This window comes from Methylothermus subterraneus (assembly GCF_054656915.1).
This window is the reverse complement of the sequence record NZ_BAAHXK010000009.1, coordinates 13,211-30,490: the sequence shown is the minus strand read 5'-3', so window position 1 is coordinate 30,490 and position 17,280 is coordinate 13,211. Positions and strand designations below refer to the sequence as shown.

19 protein-coding genes are annotated in these 17,280 nt (G+C 60.9%); 12 read left to right on the top strand and 7 right to left on the bottom strand.

Going from position 1 to position 17,280, the window contains the following annotated elements:
* Positions 1 to 27: 27 nt before the first annotated feature.
* Positions 28 to 870 carry an RNase adapter RapZ gene (gene rapZ, locus ACYQ3M_RS09030; protein ID WP_460035751.1) on the bottom strand — a complete coding sequence of 281 codons (843 nt, stop codon included), beginning with the start codon at positions 868 to 870 and terminating at the stop codon, positions 28 to 30.
* Positions 870 to 2,300 (bottom strand): RNA polymerase factor sigma-54, encoded by a 1,431-nt coding sequence (locus ACYQ3M_RS09025; protein ID WP_460035750.1) that lies wholly within the window; start codon positions 2,298 to 2,300, stop codon positions 870 to 872. Before ACYQ3M_RS09025 ends, rapZ begins: the two co-directional genes overlap by 1 nt.
* A 171-nt stretch (positions 2,301 to 2,471) precedes the next feature.
* Here ACYQ3M_RS09025 and ACYQ3M_RS09020 point away from each other — a divergent pair, with 171 nt between their 5' ends.
* From ACYQ3M_RS09020 to ACYQ3M_RS08980, 9 genes are all read left to right on the top strand, one after another.
* Entirely contained in the window at positions 2,472 to 2,825 is a 354-nt protein-coding gene (locus tag ACYQ3M_RS09020; RefSeq protein WP_460035749.1) for a hypothetical protein, read from the top strand.
* Between the two features lie 99 nt (positions 2,826 to 2,924).
* The gene (gcvH, locus tag ACYQ3M_RS09015; RefSeq protein ID WP_460035748.1) at positions 2,925 to 3,317 is read left to right on the top strand and encodes a glycine cleavage system protein GcvH; all 393 of its coding nucleotides are present in this window, start codon (positions 2,925 to 2,927) and stop codon (positions 3,315 to 3,317) included.
* A gap of 9 nt (positions 3,318 to 3,326) precedes the next feature.
* The gene (locus ACYQ3M_RS09010) at positions 3,327 to 4,049 is read left to right on the top strand and encodes an SOS response-associated peptidase (protein ID WP_460035747.1); all 723 of its coding nucleotides are present in this window, start codon (positions 3,327 to 3,329) and stop codon (positions 4,047 to 4,049) included.
* 39 nt (positions 4,050 to 4,088) lie between these two features.
* Positions 4,089 to 4,409: a hypothetical protein gene (locus tag ACYQ3M_RS09005; RefSeq protein WP_460035746.1), complete on the top strand. Its 321-nt coding sequence runs from the start codon at positions 4,089 to 4,091 to the stop codon at positions 4,407 to 4,409.
* A gap of 12 nt (positions 4,410 to 4,421) precedes the next feature.
* Complete coding sequence (locus ACYQ3M_RS09000) at positions 4,422 to 4,928, top strand: BCAM0308 family protein (RefSeq protein WP_460035745.1); 507 nt, start codon at positions 4,422 to 4,424, stop codon at positions 4,926 to 4,928.
* 24 nt (positions 4,929 to 4,952) lie between these two features.
* A complete protein-coding gene (locus ACYQ3M_RS08995; RefSeq protein ID WP_460035744.1) occupies positions 4,953 to 6,065 on the top strand; it encodes a PQQ-dependent sugar dehydrogenase in 1,113 nt (370 codons plus the stop codon).
* A gap of 5 nt (positions 6,066 to 6,070) precedes the next feature.
* Positions 6,071 to 7,162 (top strand): calcium/sodium antiporter, encoded by a 1,092-nt coding sequence (locus tag ACYQ3M_RS08990; RefSeq protein ID WP_460035822.1) that lies wholly within the window; start codon positions 6,071 to 6,073, stop codon positions 7,160 to 7,162.
* On the top strand, positions 7,159 to 8,211 hold the full coding sequence (corA, locus tag ACYQ3M_RS08985) for a magnesium/cobalt transporter CorA (protein WP_460035743.1): 1,053 nt from the start codon (positions 7,159 to 7,161) through the stop codon (positions 8,209 to 8,211). Before ACYQ3M_RS08990 ends, corA begins: the two co-directional genes overlap by 4 nt.
* Positions 8,208 to 8,522, top strand: a complete 315-nt coding sequence (locus tag ACYQ3M_RS08980; protein WP_460035742.1) for a hypothetical protein — start codon at positions 8,208 to 8,210, stop codon at positions 8,520 to 8,522. Before corA ends, ACYQ3M_RS08980 begins: the two co-directional genes overlap by 4 nt.
* Before the next feature lie 67 nt (positions 8,523 to 8,589).
* Here ACYQ3M_RS08980 and ACYQ3M_RS08975 read toward each other — a convergent pair whose 3' ends face one another.
* The 3 genes from ACYQ3M_RS08975 to ACYQ3M_RS08965 are packed head-to-tail and all read right to left on the bottom strand — an operon-like array spanning position 8,590 to position 11,583.
* Positions 8,590 to 10,059 carry a RimK family ATP-grasp domain-containing protein gene (locus ACYQ3M_RS08975; RefSeq protein WP_460035741.1) on the bottom strand — a complete coding sequence of 490 codons (1,470 nt, stop codon included), beginning with the start codon at positions 10,057 to 10,059 and terminating at the stop codon, positions 8,590 to 8,592.
* Positions 10,060 to 10,066: 7 nt separating this feature from the next.
* On the bottom strand, positions 10,067 to 11,230 hold the full coding sequence (gene rimI, locus ACYQ3M_RS08970; protein WP_460035740.1) for a ribosomal protein S18-alanine N-acetyltransferase: 1,164 nt from the start codon (positions 11,228 to 11,230) through the stop codon (positions 10,067 to 10,069).
* A gap of 5 nt (positions 11,231 to 11,235) precedes the next feature.
* Positions 11,236 to 11,583: a hypothetical protein gene (locus ACYQ3M_RS08965; protein ID WP_460035739.1), complete on the bottom strand. Its 348-nt coding sequence runs from the start codon at positions 11,581 to 11,583 to the stop codon at positions 11,236 to 11,238.
* 156 nt (positions 11,584 to 11,739) lie between these two features.
* Here ACYQ3M_RS08965 and ACYQ3M_RS08960 point away from each other — a divergent pair, with 156 nt between their 5' ends.
* The 3 genes from ACYQ3M_RS08960 (at position 11,740) to ACYQ3M_RS08950 (ending at position 15,260) form a co-directional block, all read left to right on the top strand.
* A complete protein-coding gene (locus ACYQ3M_RS08960) occupies positions 11,740 to 13,113 on the top strand; it encodes a TrkH family potassium uptake protein (protein ID WP_460035738.1) in 1,374 nt (457 codons plus the stop codon).
* On the top strand, positions 13,110 to 13,757 hold the full coding sequence (locus ACYQ3M_RS08955; protein ID WP_460035737.1) for a potassium channel family protein: 648 nt from the start codon (positions 13,110 to 13,112) through the stop codon (positions 13,755 to 13,757). The genes ACYQ3M_RS08960 and ACYQ3M_RS08955 overlap by 4 nt, the downstream gene beginning before the upstream one ends.
* A 141-nt stretch (positions 13,758 to 13,898) precedes the next feature.
* The gene (locus ACYQ3M_RS08950) at positions 13,899 to 15,260 is read left to right on the top strand and encodes an MFS transporter (RefSeq protein WP_460035736.1); all 1,362 of its coding nucleotides are present in this window, start codon (positions 13,899 to 13,901) and stop codon (positions 15,258 to 15,260) included.
* Here ACYQ3M_RS08950 and nirK read toward each other — a convergent pair.
* Together nirK and ACYQ3M_RS08940 are read right to left on the bottom strand one after the other, a co-directional pair.
* Positions 15,257 to 16,387, bottom strand: coding sequence for a copper-containing nitrite reductase (gene nirK / locus ACYQ3M_RS08945; protein ID WP_460035735.1), 1,131 nt, complete (start codon positions 16,385 to 16,387; stop codon positions 15,257 to 15,259). The genes ACYQ3M_RS08950 and nirK overlap by 4 nt on opposite strands.
* Before the next feature lie 40 nt (positions 16,388 to 16,427).
* Complete coding sequence (locus ACYQ3M_RS08940) at positions 16,428 to 17,201, bottom strand: ZIP family metal transporter (RefSeq protein ID WP_460035734.1); 774 nt, start codon at positions 17,199 to 17,201, stop codon at positions 16,428 to 16,430.
* Positions 17,202 to 17,280 lie beyond the last annotated feature (79 nt).

The following is a 17,280-nucleotide window of genomic DNA, read 5'->3' as shown; positions in this document are numbered from 1 at the left end:
AGCAATAAAAGACCCAGTCAAAACATCCTAGCTCAACTCGCGGTGGCGCACGATCACCGAATAAAGACCGGCAAACCTCTGGCCGAGTTTCTCGGCCAGATACACCGAGCGGTGGCGACCGCCGGTGCAGCCGATGGCGATGGTCAAATAACTGCGGTTCTGGGCGCCAAAGCGCGGCAGCCAGGTGTTTAAAAAGGCTTCGATTTGCTTTAAAAGCATTGCGGTTTCGGGCAGGCTTTGCAAGTAGTCGGCGACTTCAGGGTCGCGCCCGGTAAAAGGGCGAAGCGCAGGTTCCCAATGGGGGTTGGGCAGGCAGCGCGCGTCGAAGACAAAGTCGGCGTCCAAGGGCAGGCCGTGCTTGAAACCGAAAGAGAGGAAACACAAAACCAATTGGCGCTTGTCTTCTCCTAAGCGCTGGAGGACCGATTCGCGCAGTTGGTGGATATTGGTGTGCGTGGTGTCGAGGATCAAGTCGGCGCGCGCCGCGATTGGCTCCAATAATTTACGTTCGCGTTCGATGGCCTCGGCGAGCGGGAGGCCTTGGGTGTGACTTAGAGGGTGTTTGCGCCGGGTTTCGCTGTAGCGCTTGATAAGGGTATCGGAGGCGGCAATCAAGAACAGGATGCGATAAGGAATGGCGAATTGCCCTAACACGGTCAAAATCTCCTCGAAGGAGTTGGCGTCGCCTGTCAGGTTGCGGCAGTCGATGCTGATTGCGGTTTTGCCCAAATTCTGTCCCGTTTCGCGCACGAACGCTTCGATCAGGCGCACCGGCAGGTTGTCTATGCAGTAGTAACCGCAGTCCTCCAGGGTGCTTAAGGCAACGCTCTTGCCGGACCCGGACAGTCCACTGACGATGACCAGCTGCATCACAAAAGCCGCCTGCGCTCGTTGGAGGGAGGAATGTGCAGCGCCTCGCGGTACTTGGCCACCGTGCGGCGGGCGACGTTGATGCCCTTGGCCTGGAGGATCTCGGCGATCTTGAGGTCGCTCAAGGGGCGGGTGGGATTTTCGTGCTCGATCAGTTCCTTGATCAGCGCTTTGATCGCAGTGGCCGAACAGCAACCTCCGGCCTGGGTGGCGACGTGGCTGGAGAAGAAATATTTGAATTCGTAAATACCGCGCGGAGTGTGCATGTATTTGTTGGCAGTCACCCGCGAGACCGTGGATTCGTGCATGTCTAATTCTTCCGCCACGTCCTTGAGGGTCATCGGCTTCATCGCGATCTCGCCGTGCTCGAAGAAGGCCTGTTGTTTCTTGACAATGCACTGGGCTACTTTCAGGAGGGTCTCGTTGCGGCTCCTTAGGCTGCGCAGGAACCAGCGCGCCTCTTGCAGGTGCGCTTTCATGTTGAGGTTTTCTTCGCTCTTGTCGGCGCGCTTGACCAGGCTCGAATAAAAAGGATTAATGCGCAGCTTAGGCGCGATTTCCGGGTTGAGGGAAACCTCGAACCGGCCGTTTTTTTTGGTCACGAAGACGTCTGGGATGATGTATTCGGTTTGCGTACGGTCGAAAGCCGTCCCGGGACGGGGATTTAAGCGGCGGATGAGTTCCATCACCTGTTCGAGGCCGTGGTCGTCCAGACTTAAAGCGGTCTTGAGCGCCGCGACGTCCTGCCGGCGCAAAGCGTCCAAGTGTTGGCTGACCACGCCCAGCGCTTCTTTCCGCCACGGAGTAGTTTCAGGCAACTGGCGCAGTTGGATCGCCAGGCATTCCCCCAAGTCGCTCGCCGCTACCCCTGGAGGATCGAAGTTTTGGATCTGATGCAAAACCGCTTTAACTTCATCGAGCTCAAGATCGCCCAACTGTTGGCTTAAATCCTGATACAACTCGTCTACCGGAACCTCCAGATAGCCGTCCGGGCCGATGGCGTCGATGATCGCCGCGGCGATGAGCGCATCCCGCTCGCTAAAGTGGGACAGTTCCAGTTGCCATTTCAAGTGCTCGTGCAAGTCCTCTGGGGCGCTGCGGGAAAGGAGGAAATCGCTGTCGGCTTCGTCTGAACTTAAGAAGGAGTAAACGTCGTCGTAGACGTCTTCCCAATCCGCGTCCAGGGAAAGCTCCTCAGGGATTGTAGGGTCGGTAGGGACCTCGTCTTGCGCGTGCACAGGCGAGGAAGGCTCCGTGGTTTGGACGGATTGCCCTTCATCGGCCAGCTCGAGCATGAAGTTGGACTCCAACGCTTCCTGGATTTCTTGCTTGAGCTCGATCGAGGACAACTGCAGCAAACGGATCGCCTGCTGCAATTGCGGCGTCATGGTAAGGTGTTGGCCTAGGCGTAACTGAAGGCTTTGCTTCATGGGCGTTAGGGAGTCGTCCGCTGGGCGAAAATCGCAGCTTAGTTAACTTTATAAAGCTAACATAATTCTACGCAATTAAAGAGCCTTTTAGTTTAGGTAAAGTCATGCGCTGAGAGCGCTATGCCGGTTGCGGTGACATTGGACGCGAGCGCGGAGTATGGATCGAAAGCAGTGAACCGAACTCAGCTAAAATGCTTGCTGGTCATGATCGTATTGGCCCTGATCGGCTTTGGGCCGCTTTCGCTGACCTGCCTGATCGGTCTGTTTGTCGTAATCGCAAGACCGCGTTGGTTTTTCGAGCTCGTGCAAGACCTTTATCGCAACGGCGGCAACAAGGTCCCGTTTGCGCCTCCTGCTCGCTCTGCGGCGGCGAATGTGGCCCGGTGCAAAGCGTTTGTCTGCCTTATTGGGCTTTTGCTGCTGGATATCGCCCCAGTGCCGGTGGCCGGAAGCTTAGGGTTATACCTCGTCATCGCGCGCCCCAAGTGGTTCAAAGCCTTTGTGGAAACCCTCTATTTCGGTTAGACCGGGCGTTGGTGTACCATCTGCGCTGCAAGCCGAGCGGGTATTTCAGAGAGCTCTGCGCGTCGTGATGGCGTCGGCTTAATTTTTAGGGGAGGAACGGTGCAACCTGAAGAACTCAAATACACAGATACCCACGAGTGGGTCTATCTCGACCGGTCCACGGGCGAGCCGATTGCGATTATTGGCCTGACGGAGCAGGCGGTTACCCAACTTACAGACTTGGTCTATATTGATCTGCCCAAAGTCGGCGATCTAATCCATGCGGGCAAAGAGTTCGGCACGGTCGAATCGGTCAAAGCGGTCAGCTCGTTGCATAGCCCGGTAAGCGGCGAGGTCGTCGCGGTCAACTCGGCCCTCTCCCAAGACCTGGATCTTCTCTCCCGCGACCCTTACGGCGTGGGTTGGCTGATCAAGGTGAAAGTCCGCGATGAATCTGAACTTGCGCGCTTGCTGGATTATGCCGCCTATCGCCGGCGCTGCGTCGGGGAGTAAACGGGAGTCGTGTGCGGACGCTATACCCTACGCGCATCGCGCGCTAAGCTGCTTTTGTGGTTCCGCATCGACCGCGATCGGGCACCGGAAAGTGTGCTTGGGCGCTATAACATCGCCCCAACGCAAGAGGTGGCGGCGGTGCGGGTCGCCGCCGACGGCAAGCGCGAGTTGGTCCCCTTGCGTTGGGGGCTGATTCCGCATTGGGCCAAAGAAGCTAAAACCGACTACAGTACCATCAACGCGCGTGCCGAGACGGTCGCCGAAAAACCGGCGTTCCGCTTTGCGTTCCGGCATCGGCGCTGCCTGATTCCGGCCGACGGTTTCTACGAGTGGCAGGTGCAGCCGGGGTCCAAGCGCAAGCAGCCCTGGTACATCCAGCGCCGGGACGGGGAGGTATTCGCTTTTGCCGGCCTGTGGGAGCGCTGGGAGCCGCGCGCCGGGACGGAAGGCGAGCCGGTCGAGTCGTGCACCATCCTCGTGACCGACGCCAACGAGCTTTTGCGCCCCATTCACGACCGCATGCCGGTGATCTTGGACCCTGCCGACTACGAGGTCTGGCTCGACCCCGCCCAGCGCGATCTCGAGCGGCTTAAAAGCTTGCTCAAACCTTATCCGGCCGCCTCCATGACGGCTTGGAAAGTCAGCGCTCAGGTCAACAACCCACGCCACGACGACCCAAGCTGCCTTACGCCGCTGGCAACGGACGGAAAACTCAAACGGGATTTGCCGTAGTATACTGTTCAAGTCCAATCTGCAACCCAAGGAGAATCGATGACGTTTAGCGAGGAAATAATTCAGGCCGTATGGGAAAAGGGCCGTGCGCTGCCGGACTTGGACCCCACCGAATGGCGCCAGGACCAGTGCGGCGCCTGGATGCACCGGCAGCACTATAACCATCCCAACTCCGAGTTCGGCTGGAGAATCCTGCAAGTCGCCCCTGGCCACTGGGAGAATCCTGAAAACCTCCAGCCGTTTCACCACCAAAACACTTTCGACTTGGAACACCGGCGGCCTCTGTGCCACCTGACCGCCGATCGCAGCGGCGTGGCGCCTGGCCAAAGGGTCTTTCAGCCGCGTAATATTCCTGTGTAGTATGGAGAAGCTATGAGCCGCAAAGAATCCGATCCAGCCAAATTTCATGGCCGTCACGACCGTTTGCTCAAAGAGCGGGTGCACGATCCCTACATGACCCGCAGCAAACCCAAGGAACCCAGCGTCTGCCCCCAGTGCGGGGTGGTGTTCGACGAGGGCAGGTGGCAGTGGCTGCCCAGCCCTCCCGTTGGAGCGGCCGAGGAATTGTGCCCGGCGTGCCTTAGGATCCGCGACCAGGTGCCGGCGGGCATTTTGAGCTTGAGCGGCGAGTTCTTCCAGCAGCACCGCGAGGAAATCCTGCGCCTGGTTCACAACCGGGTGGAAGAGCAAAAAGCCCAACATCCTATGAAGCGCCTGATGGGGATCGAAGAGCAGGAGGACGGCAGCTGCGTGATCCGTTTTACCGAAATGCACCTGCCGCAGAGCGTGGGTGAGGCGATCGAGCACGCCTACAAAGGCGAGCTGGAAATCGACTACCCTGAAGAGGGCGGCATCGTGCGCGCCTCCTGGAAGCGCTGAAGGTAGCGGGTGGCCAAAGACGCGATGGGAAGGGTTTTATTGCTGGCCGTTGCCGTCTTTGCCGCCGTGCCGATTTGGGCGCGGACGATCGCTACCCAAACTGGACCGATTCAGGTCCAGACGGTGGTCAGCGGGCTCGAGCATCCTTGGGGGCTGGCGTTTTTGCCCGACGGGCGGATGCTGGTCACCGAACGGCCTGGCCGGCTTAAGATCGTCTCCCCGGGAGGATGGCTTGAGCCGCTTGCCGGGGTGCCTCAGGTCTTCGCCCAAGGTCAGGGCGGGCTGCTCGATGTGGCGCTGGATCCGGACTTTGCCTCCAACCGTCGAATTTACTTAGCTTATTCTGAACCTGGCGCAGGTGGCGCCGGGACCGCGGTGGCGCGCGCCAGGCTCGGCGAAAAGGGGCTCGAGGACCTTAAAGTGATCTTCCGCCAGCAGCCTAAAGCCTCCGGCGGCAATCATTTTGGCGCGCGGCTGGTGTTTGCCCCGGACGGCACGCTGTTTGTCACCCTGGGCGAGCGTTTTCAGTTCGATCCTGCCCAAGACCTGAGCAATCACCTCGGCAAGATCGTCCGCATCCGGCCGGACGGATCGGTGCCGGCCGACAACCCTTTTGTGGGCCGGCCAGGCGCTCGGCCGGAGATTTGGTCCTACGGCCACCGTAACGTCCAAGGAGCGGCGATCCACCCTGAAACGGGGGCGCTGTGGGCGAGCGAATTCGGACCGGCCGGCGGCGATGAGCTCAACTGGGTGGAGCCGGGTAAAAACTACGGCTGGCCGCTGGTGAGCTGGGGGAAGCACTACTTTGGCCTGGACATCCCCGATCCCCCGACGCGCCCGGATTTGGCCCCGCCCGTGTATTATTGGACCCCTTCGATCTCGCCTTCCGGGATGAGCTTTTACACCGGGGAGCTGTTTCCGGCCTGGCGCGGCAACTTGCTCATCGGCGGGCTTTCCTCGCAGGCGTTGGTGCGCCTGGTGCTTAAAGGGCGCGAGGTGATCGCGGAAGAGCGCATCCCGATGGGGGCGCGTATCCGCCACGTGCGCCAAGGTCCGGACGGGGCGGTTTACCTGCTGACCGATCAGGACAACGGCCAAATCCTGCGCCTCGTTCCCGCCTTAAAGAGAGGACGTTGATCGCCATGGAGTACCTCGCGCTGGGGAAGTTCGTTCTCGGATTGGTGTTGCTTACCTCGGGCGCTGAGGCGCTGGTGCGGGGGGCGGCGCGTCTTGCGGCGGCGCTGGGAGTCTCGCCTTTGATCGTGGGCTTGACCGTCGTCGCTTTTGGCACCAGTTCCCCTGAGCTTGCAGTCAGCGTCATTGCCTCCCTGAACGGGCAAGGAGATATTGCGGTCGGCAACGTGGTGGGAAGCAATATCTTCAACGTCTTGTTCATCCTCGGGCTTTCGGCGGCGGTCGCGCCGCTCACGGTGGCGCTGCAGATCATCCGCTGGGACGTGCCGCTTATGATCCTCGTGTCTTTGCTGATGTGGGTCTTTGGCTGGGACCGGGTGATTGCGCCTTGGGAAGGGGGCGTGCTGTTTGCCGGCATTTTGGCTTATGTCGCTTTCCTCGCCTATAAGGCGCGCAGGGAGCGCGACCAAGCGCAAGAATTTGAGCGCGAATTCGGGCCGCCGGCGGCGTTCGGGTTTGGAGCCGGGCTCTGGAACTTGGCGCTGGTCGGCGTTGGGCTGGCCATGCTGGGGGTCGGTTCGCGCGGTTTGGTGGAGGGGGCGGCTGCGATTGCCCGCAGCCTGGGGGTGAGCGAATTGGTGATCGGTTTGACCGTCGTCGCCGCCGGCACCTCCCTGCCGGAGCTTGCCACCTCGGTGGTGGCGAGCCTGCGCGGCGAGCGCGACATCTCCGTGGGCAACATCGTCGGCAGCAATATCTTTAACATTCTGGCGGTGCTCGGCGCATCCGCCCTAGTTTCAGCGCAGGGGCTTAAAGTGTCCGAGCAGGCTTTGCGCTTTGACATCCCGGTCATGCTCGCCAGCGCTTTTGCCTGTTGGCCGGTGTTTTACAAGGGGTTTGACATCTCGCGTTGGGAAGGGGTGGGGTTTGTTCTGTACTATTTCGCTTACGTGGGGTATTTGATCTTGGCGGCGGTCAGGCCCGACGCGATGCCGATGGCGAACCTTACGATCTTGTTCTTCGTACTGCCGCTCACCGCTTTGACTTTGCTGGTCGTGCTTTGGCAAGGAGTCCGCCAACAAGGCTGGCCCCATCGATGAGGCTGTTCCCCAAGCGTTATCACCCGCCGGGCACGCCGCCGGGCACCCTGGTGTCGGCGGCCAAGCCGGCCTATCCCGTAAGCTGCCAGTGGATCGCATGCGAGGAAGGCGCTTTGACCCTGCACGACGGCCTGGACCCCGAGGCGGTGCGCGCGCGGATGGCCGCCGGCGCGATGACTTGGGTGCGGGTTCAGGGCCGGCCCTCGGCCGAGTGGATGCGCGCTTACGGCGCTACGCTCGCCCTCCATCCCCTGGCCCAGGAAGATATTTTGAACGGCGGCCAGCGTCCCAAGCTCGAGCCCTACGACGGCCAGCTGTTTCTGGTCTTGAACGTTCCCAGGGAGGAAGACGGCCAGATCGTCCACGAACAGCTGTATCTGCTGCGCCAGCAAAACTTTTTGGTGACTTTTTTCGAGGGGGCGCGCGACCCCTTCGCCCCCTTGCTCGAACGCCTTAAGGAAAGCCGAATCCGGCTCCGGCGCGACGGTTTGGATTACTTGTTCTATGCGATCGTAGATACGGCGATCGACCACTCTTTTCCGGTGCTGGAAGCGCTGGGGGAAAGGATCGAGGACCTAGAAGAGTTTTTGGTCGAGCATCCCGAGCGCCAGGTGCTCGAAGAAATCTACGCGCTCAAGCGCGAGCTCATCCTCTTGCAGCGCGCCCTGTGGCCGCACCGGGAGGTGGTGGGAAGATTGCTGCGCAACGAGGGCGAGTGGTTCGGCGAAGGCGTGTTGGTGTATCTGCGCGACTGTTACGACCACACGTTCCAGATCCTGGGACTGCTGCGCTCCTACCGCGAGATGATCGCCGGGTTGCTCGAGATCTATCTGTCCGGGGCGCAGGTGCGGCTGAACGAAACGATGCGGGTGTTGACCGTGATCGCCACCGTCTTTATGCCGATCACCTTCGTGGTCGGCGTGTACGGCATGAACTTCCGCTACATGCCGGAGCTGGAGTGGCGCTACGGCTATCCGGCGGCAATGGCTTTGTGCGCCCTGATCGCTTTGGCGATGGTGCTCTGGTTCCGCCGCCGGGGATGGTTTTGAATTTTACGCTCGTGTTGGGCTGGCGGGAATGGGTGAGCCTGCCCGAATTAGGCTTGCCGGCAATCGAGGCCAAGGTCGACACCGGCGCGCACTTCCGCCCTGCACGCTTTTTATATGGAGCCTTACCGCGAAGGGGGCGCGCTGTGGGTGAGGGGCGTCGGGTCGTGGTGCGCGCCGCGCGTACCATCGGCCTGAACGTCGCCGGGGTGAACGTCTTGCGCTCCAAGTGCAGCCCCTTGGTGCTCGAAGTCAATTCCTCACCCGGCCTCCAGGGGATCGAGGCGGCTGCCGGCAGGGACATCGCCTCCTAGATCATCGAGTTCCTCGAACGCCGAGCTAGGAAAGACCAAAGCCTGTGGCAAGGGTTGATCGGAGCGTTTAGCGGCGTTCCTCGATCCGGCGGATAAAGTCGGCGAGGATCCGCCGGTACAGCTCCTCTCCCAGGACTTTGTCCTCAATCCCCGCGTCGATGTTGGGATTGTCGTTGATCTCGATGACGTAAAGTTTTCCGTCTTCGGTTTGCTTGAGATCCACCCCGTAAAGGCCGTCGCCGATCTTGTGGGCCAGATGCAGCGCGGCGTCCACCACCGCCTTGGGCGCCTGCTCCACGGCCAAGGTCTCAAATCCGCCCTCCACCACCCGGCCGGAGCGCTCGTATTTGACGATTTGCCAATGCCGGCGCGACATGAAGTAACGGCAGGCGTACAAGGGCTGGTAATTGAGGATGCCGATCCGCCAGTCAAACGGCGTATAGACGAATTCCTGGGCCAGGATCAGGTCGGATTCCTTGAACAGCTCCCCGAGAAGTTGCCGGTATTGATAAGGGTTGTCGGCCTTGAGGACGCCGCGCGAGAACGAGCCGTCCGGGATCTTGAGCACGACCGGAAAGCCTAAGGGGTTGTTCTGAGCTTTGGGATCCCCTTTTTGCAAGATCGCGGTCTTAGGGCAGGGCAGGCGTTCTTTGGCCAACAGCTCGGCCAGAAACACCTTGTTGGTGCAGCGGATGATGGAGGTAGGATCGTCGATCACCGGAATCCCCTCCAAGACCGCCTTGTGCGAGAAGCGATAGGTGTAATGGTTGATGGCGGTGGTCGCGCGGATGAACAGGGCGTCGAATTCCGAAAGCCGCCCGTAATCCTTGCGCTCGATCAGCTCCACCTCGATTCCCAGCTTCTTGCCGGTTTGAACGAACTTGCGCAACGCGCCAGGATTAGAGGGGGCTTTTTTTTCGTTTGGGTCGTGCAGGATGGCAAGATCGTAGCGGGCCGCGCGCTTAGGTTTGGGAAGCCGCCACGGTTTGCTCAGGTAAGCGCTCAAGGCGCGGGCAAAATCCTCCTGTTGGCTCGGGGTCAGCAGGTGCAGGGGCAAGGGATGAATGGCGGAAATTCCCCAGCGATGTTGGCGCCGGAACGTTACCTTCAGGATCGGGCAGGGGAAGAGGTCGAAAATCTGCCGCGCCAAGCCTTGCAGTCCGGGATCATCGGCCTGGCCGAAGTAGATCGCCAGCTCCAGCTCCTCGGAGGCCGCAGGCGGCTGGCGCTTGGTCAAGGTTTTCTGGATGCTCGGGTCCAGCTCCTCCACGTCCAGAGTGTAGAGGGATTTGCGGCTTAGGGCGGTGAGCGTGTTGACCGAGGGCAGCGCTTTGTGGTGGCGGGCGCCGGCCAGCAGGGAGCAATAATAACCGGTGCTCAGGTAGCGGTAACTGCGGCACAGGTTGATCAGGTGGATGCCGCGGTGTTCGAGCAGTTCCGGCTGGCCCAGGTATTCCCGCGCGGTGAGGGTGTGCACTTCGGGAAAGGAAGGCAGCCAGTCTTCTTTTCTTTCGATCAGGACGATGTGCGAGGACATGCAGGCTTTAGGTATAAGCCAGGGGCGCGATGGTGGCGATGGGGTTGGACAAGATCAGCACCGCCTTTTGGCCGGTCTTGCCGTAGCGCGCCATGCGCTCAAAATCGCGCTTTAGGATCGGCAGGTTGATGCAATCGGTTTGGGTCTTGCCGGCTTCTTCGTCCACGTAAGGATCGTGCAAGTAGATGAAGGATTCGTCGTGACCGGTCACGACCACCCAGTGGGGGAATTTTTCCTCGTAGATGCGGTAGGAGCTGATCAAGACCACCGGGATGCCGCCGCGGTCGAATTTGGCGGTCAGTTCATCGACGCCCAGGGCGCGGTATTCCAGATGGATGGGCAAGAGTTGCAGCTCTTCCAAAAAGTCTTCCTGGACCAGGCGCATGACCTCGCGCTTTTCCGGGTCGCGCACCGAGGTGATGAACAAGGCGCCCGGGTCGTTGACGAACACCTCGACTTGAAATCCGCGCCGCCAAGCCGACAGGGCAAGCCCATACGGGCCGCAACCGCCGTGCCCGGAGGTCATGAACACGGTGGTCGATTCGCGCCAGATCCTAAGCTCCAGTTTGCGATCTAAAGGGAGGGAGGGGTCCAAGGTCTTCATGGCCATCATCAAAGAGGCCGGGCCGCAGGTGAAATCTAAGGTTTGCTGGTAGTAGGGCACGCGCACCAGCGCAGGTTTAAGGTGCGGGGCCAAGAATTTCTCCATCCGCAAGGCGCCCATGTGGTCCTCGTAATAATCGGGAACCGTCTCCTGCGGTTTGTAGCCGTGCTGCCGGTAGAGGCGGATGGCGGCGGCGTTGTCCTGGCGCACCTCCAAGCGCAAAGTCACGCAGTCGTGGGCGAGCGCCAAGCGCTCGGCCGCCTCGAGCAGCTTGGAGCCTACTCCCAGGCTGCGGCAAGCCGGATCGACCGCGAGCGAATACAAGCGCGCTAAAAAGGTGCCGCGGTGAAACAGGACCATAGCGTAACCTGCGATCTTGCCGCCTGCCTCGGCGACTAGGGTGGCGGCGTTGGCGCGGGTGAGCAGGTAGCGGAAGGTGCGGCGCGAGAAGCGGTCGGTGGTGAACGAGAGGTTTTCGATCTCCACCAGACGGTCCAAATCCTCCAGCCGGGCCGGTCGAACGGTGATCGCCTGCCCTGGCGGGGAAAGCGCCAATGCCGTGGCCATGGCCGTTATTTTTCCGTATCCTCCAGGGGGAAAGTGCTGACCCCGGTGCCGGTGCGCGCCTGATAGTCCTGCTCGGCCTCTTCCATCAAGCGCTTGCCCTGCGCGATCAGCGCCTCCCCTTGGGCGCGTTTTTGCTTGCCTTGCTCGATCAGCCGCTCGCCGGCCTGGATGGCTTCTTCTCCTTCTTGGACTAAGGCTTTGCCGTGCGCCCACTTGTCGCGTAAAGCGGCCAGTTCTTGGCGTTCGCGCTCGAGCCGCTCGGCGAAGGTGAGCGAAGGTGGTTGAGGCGTAGGCGCACACGCAGCCAGCAAGAGCACAATTGCAAAGAGACTTGCAGCAGACGCGGAAGGCATCCAAACCTCGCTCGAAATCTTGGCTTTAAGCAAGATACCCGATTAGGCGCTCCGGCTCAATTTATTTATCATGTTGGATGACCTCAATTTTCCACTTTTGGTTCCGTGGCAGAGCCTGCCGTTGGCATCTTATCTCAACCGGCCCGACTTAAGGTTTTGGCCGGCCTTCTCGGTCGGGTGGGGTTGGTGCTCGCGGCCCTGACGGCGGTGCCGATGCTTGTTGCCCTGGCGGGCGGGTTTTGGTCCGCCGGTCTGAGGTATGGGTTGGTCATTGCCGCGCTTGTATCGGCCTGTTGGCCGCTGGCCCGCCTTCCCTTGCCCGCCGACCTCAGGAGCAACGAAGGGCTTGCGGTCACCGCTCTGGCGTTTCTGCTGGCCCCGCCGATCATGGCCTATCCTTTGAGCGCCGCCGGCATCGGGTATGCGGCGGCTCTGTTCGAGGCGGTGTCGGCAGTCACTACCTGCGGCTTGACCGTGCTGCCTACGGTGGCGGACAAGCCCTTCGACTTTCTCTTTGCCCGCGCCTGGATGCAGTGGTACGGCGGGTTGGGGTTCGTCGCCCTGCTGCCCTTGTGGCTGGAACCTGGGCCTTTGTCCAGGCAACTCCTGGGGCTGGAAGGCGAATCCGCTCCGCTCACCTCGGCTTGGATTTACACCCGCAGGATCGTCGCCGTCTATCTGTTCCTGACCGCGTTCGGCTTTCTTTGGCTTTGGCTGCTCGGCGGCGATCCCTTCGCCGCTTTGGTCCACGTCCTGGCGGCGGTCTCCACCGGCGGCTTTTCGTCTTTGGACGGCGGGCTTTTGGAATTGGGCAAACCGTTTGCCGGCGGCGTGATCGCGGTCAGCGTGCTGGGAGCGCTGCCGTTTGCGGCCTACCTGAGTAAGCCCTGGCGCGACCTGCAAGTACAAACTTTAATCGTCTTCGGTCTGGCGCTGGGGGGGGCGATCGCGGCCGTCCTGGTCTGGCAGCAGGGTTTGGACTTCGAGCAGGCGCTGTTTCACGGGCTTTTGACGGCGTTTTCCGCGCAGACCACCGCCGGTTTTTCTACCTTAGCCACGGATTCCTTGCCGCCGGTAGCCTTGGGTTTGCTGCTTGGAGCTATGCTTTGCGGCGGGGGGGTGGGATCGACCGCCGGCGGGGTCAAAATCCTCCGGGGGTTGCTCGTGTTTGCCGCTTTGCGGCGGCAGCTGCGCCGCTTGGCGTTGCCGCCTCACGCCTGGATGCCATGGCAGCTGGGAAAGCTTAGTCTCGACGAGGCCTTGGTCTGCCGCGCCCAGGTGCTGCTGTTTTTGTATTGGCTGACCGCGTTTGGCTCCTGGCTGCCGTTTCTCGCCTTGGGGTACGATCCTTTGCGTTCGCTGTTTGAGGTCGTCTCGGCGTTGGGAACGGTAGGGCTGTCCGCGGGGATTGCCCGCCCCGACCTGCCGGGGGGATTGCAGTTCGTTTTGGAGTTGGATATGTGGTTGGGCCGGGTGGAGGTTTTCGCCGCCTTGGCCTTGTTGCATCCTGCGACCTGGAGGGCCCGATGAGAGTGGTGTTCGTCGGCGCCAGCGCCACCAACGTGGCCTGCGCGCGGCTTTTGATCAAGCGCCGGCACGAGGTGATCGTGATCGAGCGCGATCCTAAGCGGATCGAGGAGCTCAGCCAAGAACTGGACTGCGGTTTTATTTTAGGCGACGGCACCCATCCCCACATTTTGGAAGAGACCTCGCCTGAGGCGGTGGACGCGATGGTTTGCACCACCGGGGTGGACCAGAACAACATCTTGGCCAGCCTGGTGGGCCAGACCTTGAAAGTCAAGCGGGTGTTTACCACCTTGGAAAATCCCGAATTCGAAAAGGTGGCCCTAGCGCTCGGGTTGACCGAGATCCTGGTGCCGGTGCGCACCATCGGCCGCTATCTGGCCGACGCCATCGAAGGCCGCGATGTTTTGCAGCTTGCCACCTTGCTCAAGGGCGATGCCTATCTGTTCTCGGTCGCGGTCCCGGCCAAGTGGGAAGGATCCGTCGCGCGCCTGCCGCTGCCGGCGAAAGACGCCCGCCTGGTGTGGGTGTATCGGGAGGAAAAGCTGTTGTTTGCCGATCCAGAACTCGAGCTCAAAGAGGGCGACGAATTGGTGATCCTGGCCCGCGACAGCCAAGTCGCCGATGCGATCCGGCACAGCCTGTTGTAACTGGTTGCCATGGTCTTGCCATCCGCATCGAAGATTTTGTTGGATTGCAAGACCTGACCCCTTTTAGAATTAGTACAAATCAAAAAATCTTGTACCGCCCTCGGCTAAACTTGAATTTAAGCTCAAATTCCAGATCATCGCATGGATACGCAAGAACTCGCCCCGACGCCGATTGCTACCCCGAGCCGGCAGCTCCGCATCCTTACTTTGAGCACGCTGGCTTTTACGGTCTGTTTTGCCGTCTGGACCCTCTTTTCCATCATCGGCCTGCCGATCAAGGCGAAATTGGGCTTAAGCGACAGCGAGTTTGCCCTGTTGATCGCCACGCCGGTTTTGACCGGCTCTTTAAGCCGGATTTTGCTCGGGATCTGGGCCGACCAGTATGGCGGCCGCCTCGTCTACACCTTGCTGATGCTCGCCACCTCAGTGGCGGTGTGGCTTTTGGCCTCGGTGGAGAGTTATCCCATGTTCCTGTTGGCCGCCCTGGGAGTGGGACTTGCTGGTGGCTCGTTCGCGGTCGGGGTCGCGTATGTGTCGCGCTGGTTCGAGTCCGCCCGCCAGGGGACAGCGCTCGGGATTTTCGGGATCGGCAACGTGGGGGCGGCCTGCACCAACTTCTTTGCCCCCTTCCTGGTGCTGGCCTTAGGGTGGGAGAGCACCGCCCGGGTCTATGCGGCCGCGCTACTGACCACCGCGGTGCTGTTTTGGTTGTTGACCGAAGACGACCCGGTCACCGCCGAGCGCAAGCGCCACCGGGAAAAGGCCCCGGCCGCGTTTCTCCAGCTGGAGCCGTTGAAGAGGCTCCAGGTGTGGCGGTTTGCGCTCTACTATTTCTTTGCCTTCGGGGGGTTTGTGGCGTTTTCCTTATGGCTTCCCCGCTATTACGTGGGGTTTTACGGGCTGGATCTGAAAGCCGCCGGGATGCTGGCCTCGGCTTACTCTTTCACCAGCCTGCTGCGGGCCGTCGGCGGGGTGCTTGCGGACAAATGGGGGGCGCGGCGGATCATGTACTTAAGCTTTATCGGCAGCGTGGCCTGCACCTTTTTCCTGTCCTATCCGGCCACCGACTACATCGTCCACGGCATCGAGGGGCCGATCCGCTTCACCCTGGCCATGCCGCTGTGGCTATTCACCCTGATGACCATGGCTTTGGGGCTGTTCATGACCCTGGGCACCGCGGCGGTGTACAAGCACATCCCGGTCTACTATCCCGGCCACGTCGGCGCGGTCGGCGGCCTGGTCGGGATGATCGGGGGGCTGGGCGGCTTCTTCCTGCCGATCTGCTTTGGGGTCATGAACGATCTGATCGGGGTCTGGACCAGCTGCTTCATGCTCATGTTCGCGTTGGTGGCCACCGCCCTGACCTGGATGCACCTGGCGATCCGGCGGATGGAGCAGGCCGCCTTGGCGGAGGAGCTGAAAAAACTGCCGGAACTGCCGGAGATGGCGGAGATCCACACCGAAGAGCACGTCCGGGCGATGGGAAAATATTTTACCCCTTAAGGCGAAATCAGTTTGATTCCGCCTGGAGCTTGTTTTTCCTTAACCGGCAGGCGGGAATAGAGTTCCTCATCGGCAGGCCCTTCCACCTGCAATACCCCCCAAGCGCCCCTATCCATCCTTCCCAGGGCATGGTCGACTAGGGTATAGCTTCCGGGAACCTCTAGTTTGAATTCGATCATCGCCGCGCCCCCCGCCGGGATGAGCGTAGTCTGGACGTTCTCGAACGGCTGGGCGGTGGAGGCTTCCGGCCAGACGCGGTCGAAGATCTCGCCGATGACATGGAAAGAGGAGATCTTGGCCACCCCAGCGTTGCCTATAAACAGGCGGATTTTCTCTCCTACCTGGGCGGTCAAGGGGTGGTCGACCAGCGCCCCAATCCGCCCATTGAAAACAATGTAGTCTGGCCTTTCTTCCAGCATCTTGGTCCTGGAGAAAGGCTGCAGTCCCTTTTCTCCCATTAGCCCCTGAGTATAGAACTCCCCTTGGACCAGGTAGAATTCGCGGTCCACTTCGGGCAGACCTCCCTCAGGCTCCACCAAGATCAGACCGTACATGCCGTTGGCGACGTGGACCGGGGGATCACCCGCCGCGCAGTGATAGACGTATAGACCGGGCTTGAGCGCCTTGAACCTGAAGCTTTTGCTCTCCCCCGGCTTGACCCGGGTAAGCGGTGCTCCGCCGCCCGGGCCGGTCACCGCATGCAGGTCGATGTCGTGCTCGTGGGTGCTGCTTAGGTCGTTGGTGAGCTTAAGCTCTACGATATCGCTCACCCTAACCCTAAGCATCGGTCCCGGGACGGTGTCGTTGAAAGTCCAGTAAGGGTAGCTGATTCCCGGTGCGATTTCGGCGATCACTTCCCTAGCGGTCAGCTCTACCTGGACGGTCGCTGGCCCGGTGCGCCTGACTGGAGGCGGGACGTCCTGCGGACGACGGCTGATGTCGGCGACCTGCTTGAAGGTTTCGGGATGAAGGGCTTTGTGTTCGTGAGAAGGACCAGAAGGTCCGAAGCTGACCGTTTCCAAAAGGGGCAGGGCGACTGCTTCAGGTTCTGTTCCTGAGTCTGCGACCACAGGCTCCATTGCCAGAACGCTCCCTAACACCCATCCCCCAAGCCAGATCTTGTGCATTTTTCGCCTCTTCAGGCCAGGAAGTCGGGTAAGTGTACCATCAGCTGTGCAATCCTGCCTCCAGACCTAGGGCCTGAACCAATATCCAGGCGGCGATGAGCAGGATCACGCCGAATCCGACTCGAAAAAACAAACGCATCCCAGCTTGTTCCCGGCGCACCCGCCCGAGCGCGTCCACCGCCGCCACATACAAAAAAGTGCCGCCGGAAAACAAAAGCCAAAGCCCGATCCACGCCGGCGCGAGGCCCTCTAGGAGCAAGAACGTGGTCAGCAGCCCCAGGGGGGTGGCGAGGCTGAAGCCAATTAGGGTGCGCAGGGGATGGGGGACCTCTTGAGGCCGCCGCCACAGAAACGCCCCCAGGCCGAAGGCGACCGGAATCCGGTGCGCCAGGACCGCCGCCAGGATCGGCAGGGTGAGGGCCAAGGACCCGGTCGCCAGGCTCGCCCCTAGGGCCAGGCCGTCGGTGAATTCGTGGATGCCAAGCCCCAGCGCTAAAGGATGGAGCCTGGGCTGCTCGTGGTCCATCCCGCCGGTCTCCAGGCCGAGCATGAACAAAAAGCCTGCCAGCACCGCCAGCCCCCCGGCCAGCTCCAAAGGCAGCTTGAATGGGTCGTCAGGGGAGTGAAGTACCAGTTCAAACCCCTCGGGCAGCACCACGGCCAACGCCGAAGCCAGCAGCAGCCCGGCGGCGATTGCCGGCAGGAGCTTGGTCAAACTCTTGCTGGGGGCGAGCAGGCGGGGCAAAAGACCGGCTAACAAAGCGCCTAGAAAAGTGATTAAAGCGATGACCGAGGCGGCGATCCATCCTGGCATTTAGTGTTTGAAGCGGGTGGTAAACGGCGGCGAGTATAGCATCCTGGGGCTTGCAGAAAAAATTTGCGCGCGCAAAATG

What these genes read in the sequence shown, in the direction of transcription:
- ACYQ3M_RS08975 (WP_460035741.1), bottom strand. Translation starts at nt 10,059, where the DNA reads ATGTCCTCGCACATCGTCCTGATCGAAAGAAAAGAAGACTGGCTGCCT.
- corA (WP_460035743.1), top strand. Translation starts at nt 7,159, where the DNA reads ATGAGGCTGTTCCCCAAGCGTTATCACCCGCCGGGCACGCCGCCGGGC.
- ACYQ3M_RS08950 (WP_460035736.1), top strand. Translation starts at nt 13,899, where the DNA reads ATGGATACGCAAGAACTCGCCCCGACGCCGATTGCTACCCCGAGCCGG.
- nirK (WP_460035735.1), bottom strand. Translation starts at nt 16,387, where the DNA reads ATGCACAAGATCTGGCTTGGGGGATGGGTGTTAGGGAGCGTTCTGGCA.
- ACYQ3M_RS09000 (WP_460035745.1), top strand. Translation starts at nt 4,422, where the DNA reads ATGAGCCGCAAAGAATCCGATCCAGCCAAATTTCATGGCCGTCACGAC.
- ACYQ3M_RS08990 (WP_460035822.1), top strand. Translation starts at nt 6,071, where the DNA reads ATGGAGTACCTCGCGCTGGGGAAGTTCGTTCTCGGATTGGTGTTGCTT.
- ACYQ3M_RS08955 (WP_460035737.1), top strand. Translation starts at nt 13,110, where the DNA reads ATGAGAGTGGTGTTCGTCGGCGCCAGCGCCACCAACGTGGCCTGCGCG.
- ACYQ3M_RS09025 (WP_460035750.1), bottom strand. Translation starts at nt 2,300, where the DNA reads ATGAAGCAAAGCCTTCAGTTACGCCTAGGCCAACACCTTACCATGACG.
- ACYQ3M_RS08995 (WP_460035744.1), top strand. Translation starts at nt 4,953, where the DNA reads ATGGGAAGGGTTTTATTGCTGGCCGTTGCCGTCTTTGCCGCCGTGCCG.
- ACYQ3M_RS08965 (WP_460035739.1), bottom strand. Translation starts at nt 11,583, where the DNA reads ATGCCTTCCGCGTCTGCTGCAAGTCTCTTTGCAATTGTGCTCTTGCTG.
- rimI (WP_460035740.1), bottom strand. Translation starts at nt 11,230, where the DNA reads ATGGCCACGGCATTGGCGCTTTCCCCGCCAGGGCAGGCGATCACCGTT.
- ACYQ3M_RS08940 (WP_460035734.1), bottom strand. Translation starts at nt 17,201, where the DNA reads ATGCCAGGATGGATCGCCGCCTCGGTCATCGCTTTAATCACTTTTCTA.
- ACYQ3M_RS09005 (WP_460035746.1), top strand. Translation starts at nt 4,089, where the DNA reads ATGACGTTTAGCGAGGAAATAATTCAGGCCGTATGGGAAAAGGGCCGT.
- rapZ (WP_460035751.1), bottom strand. Translation starts at nt 870, where the DNA reads ATGCAGCTGGTCATCGTCAGTGGACTGTCCGGGTCCGGCAAGAGCGTT.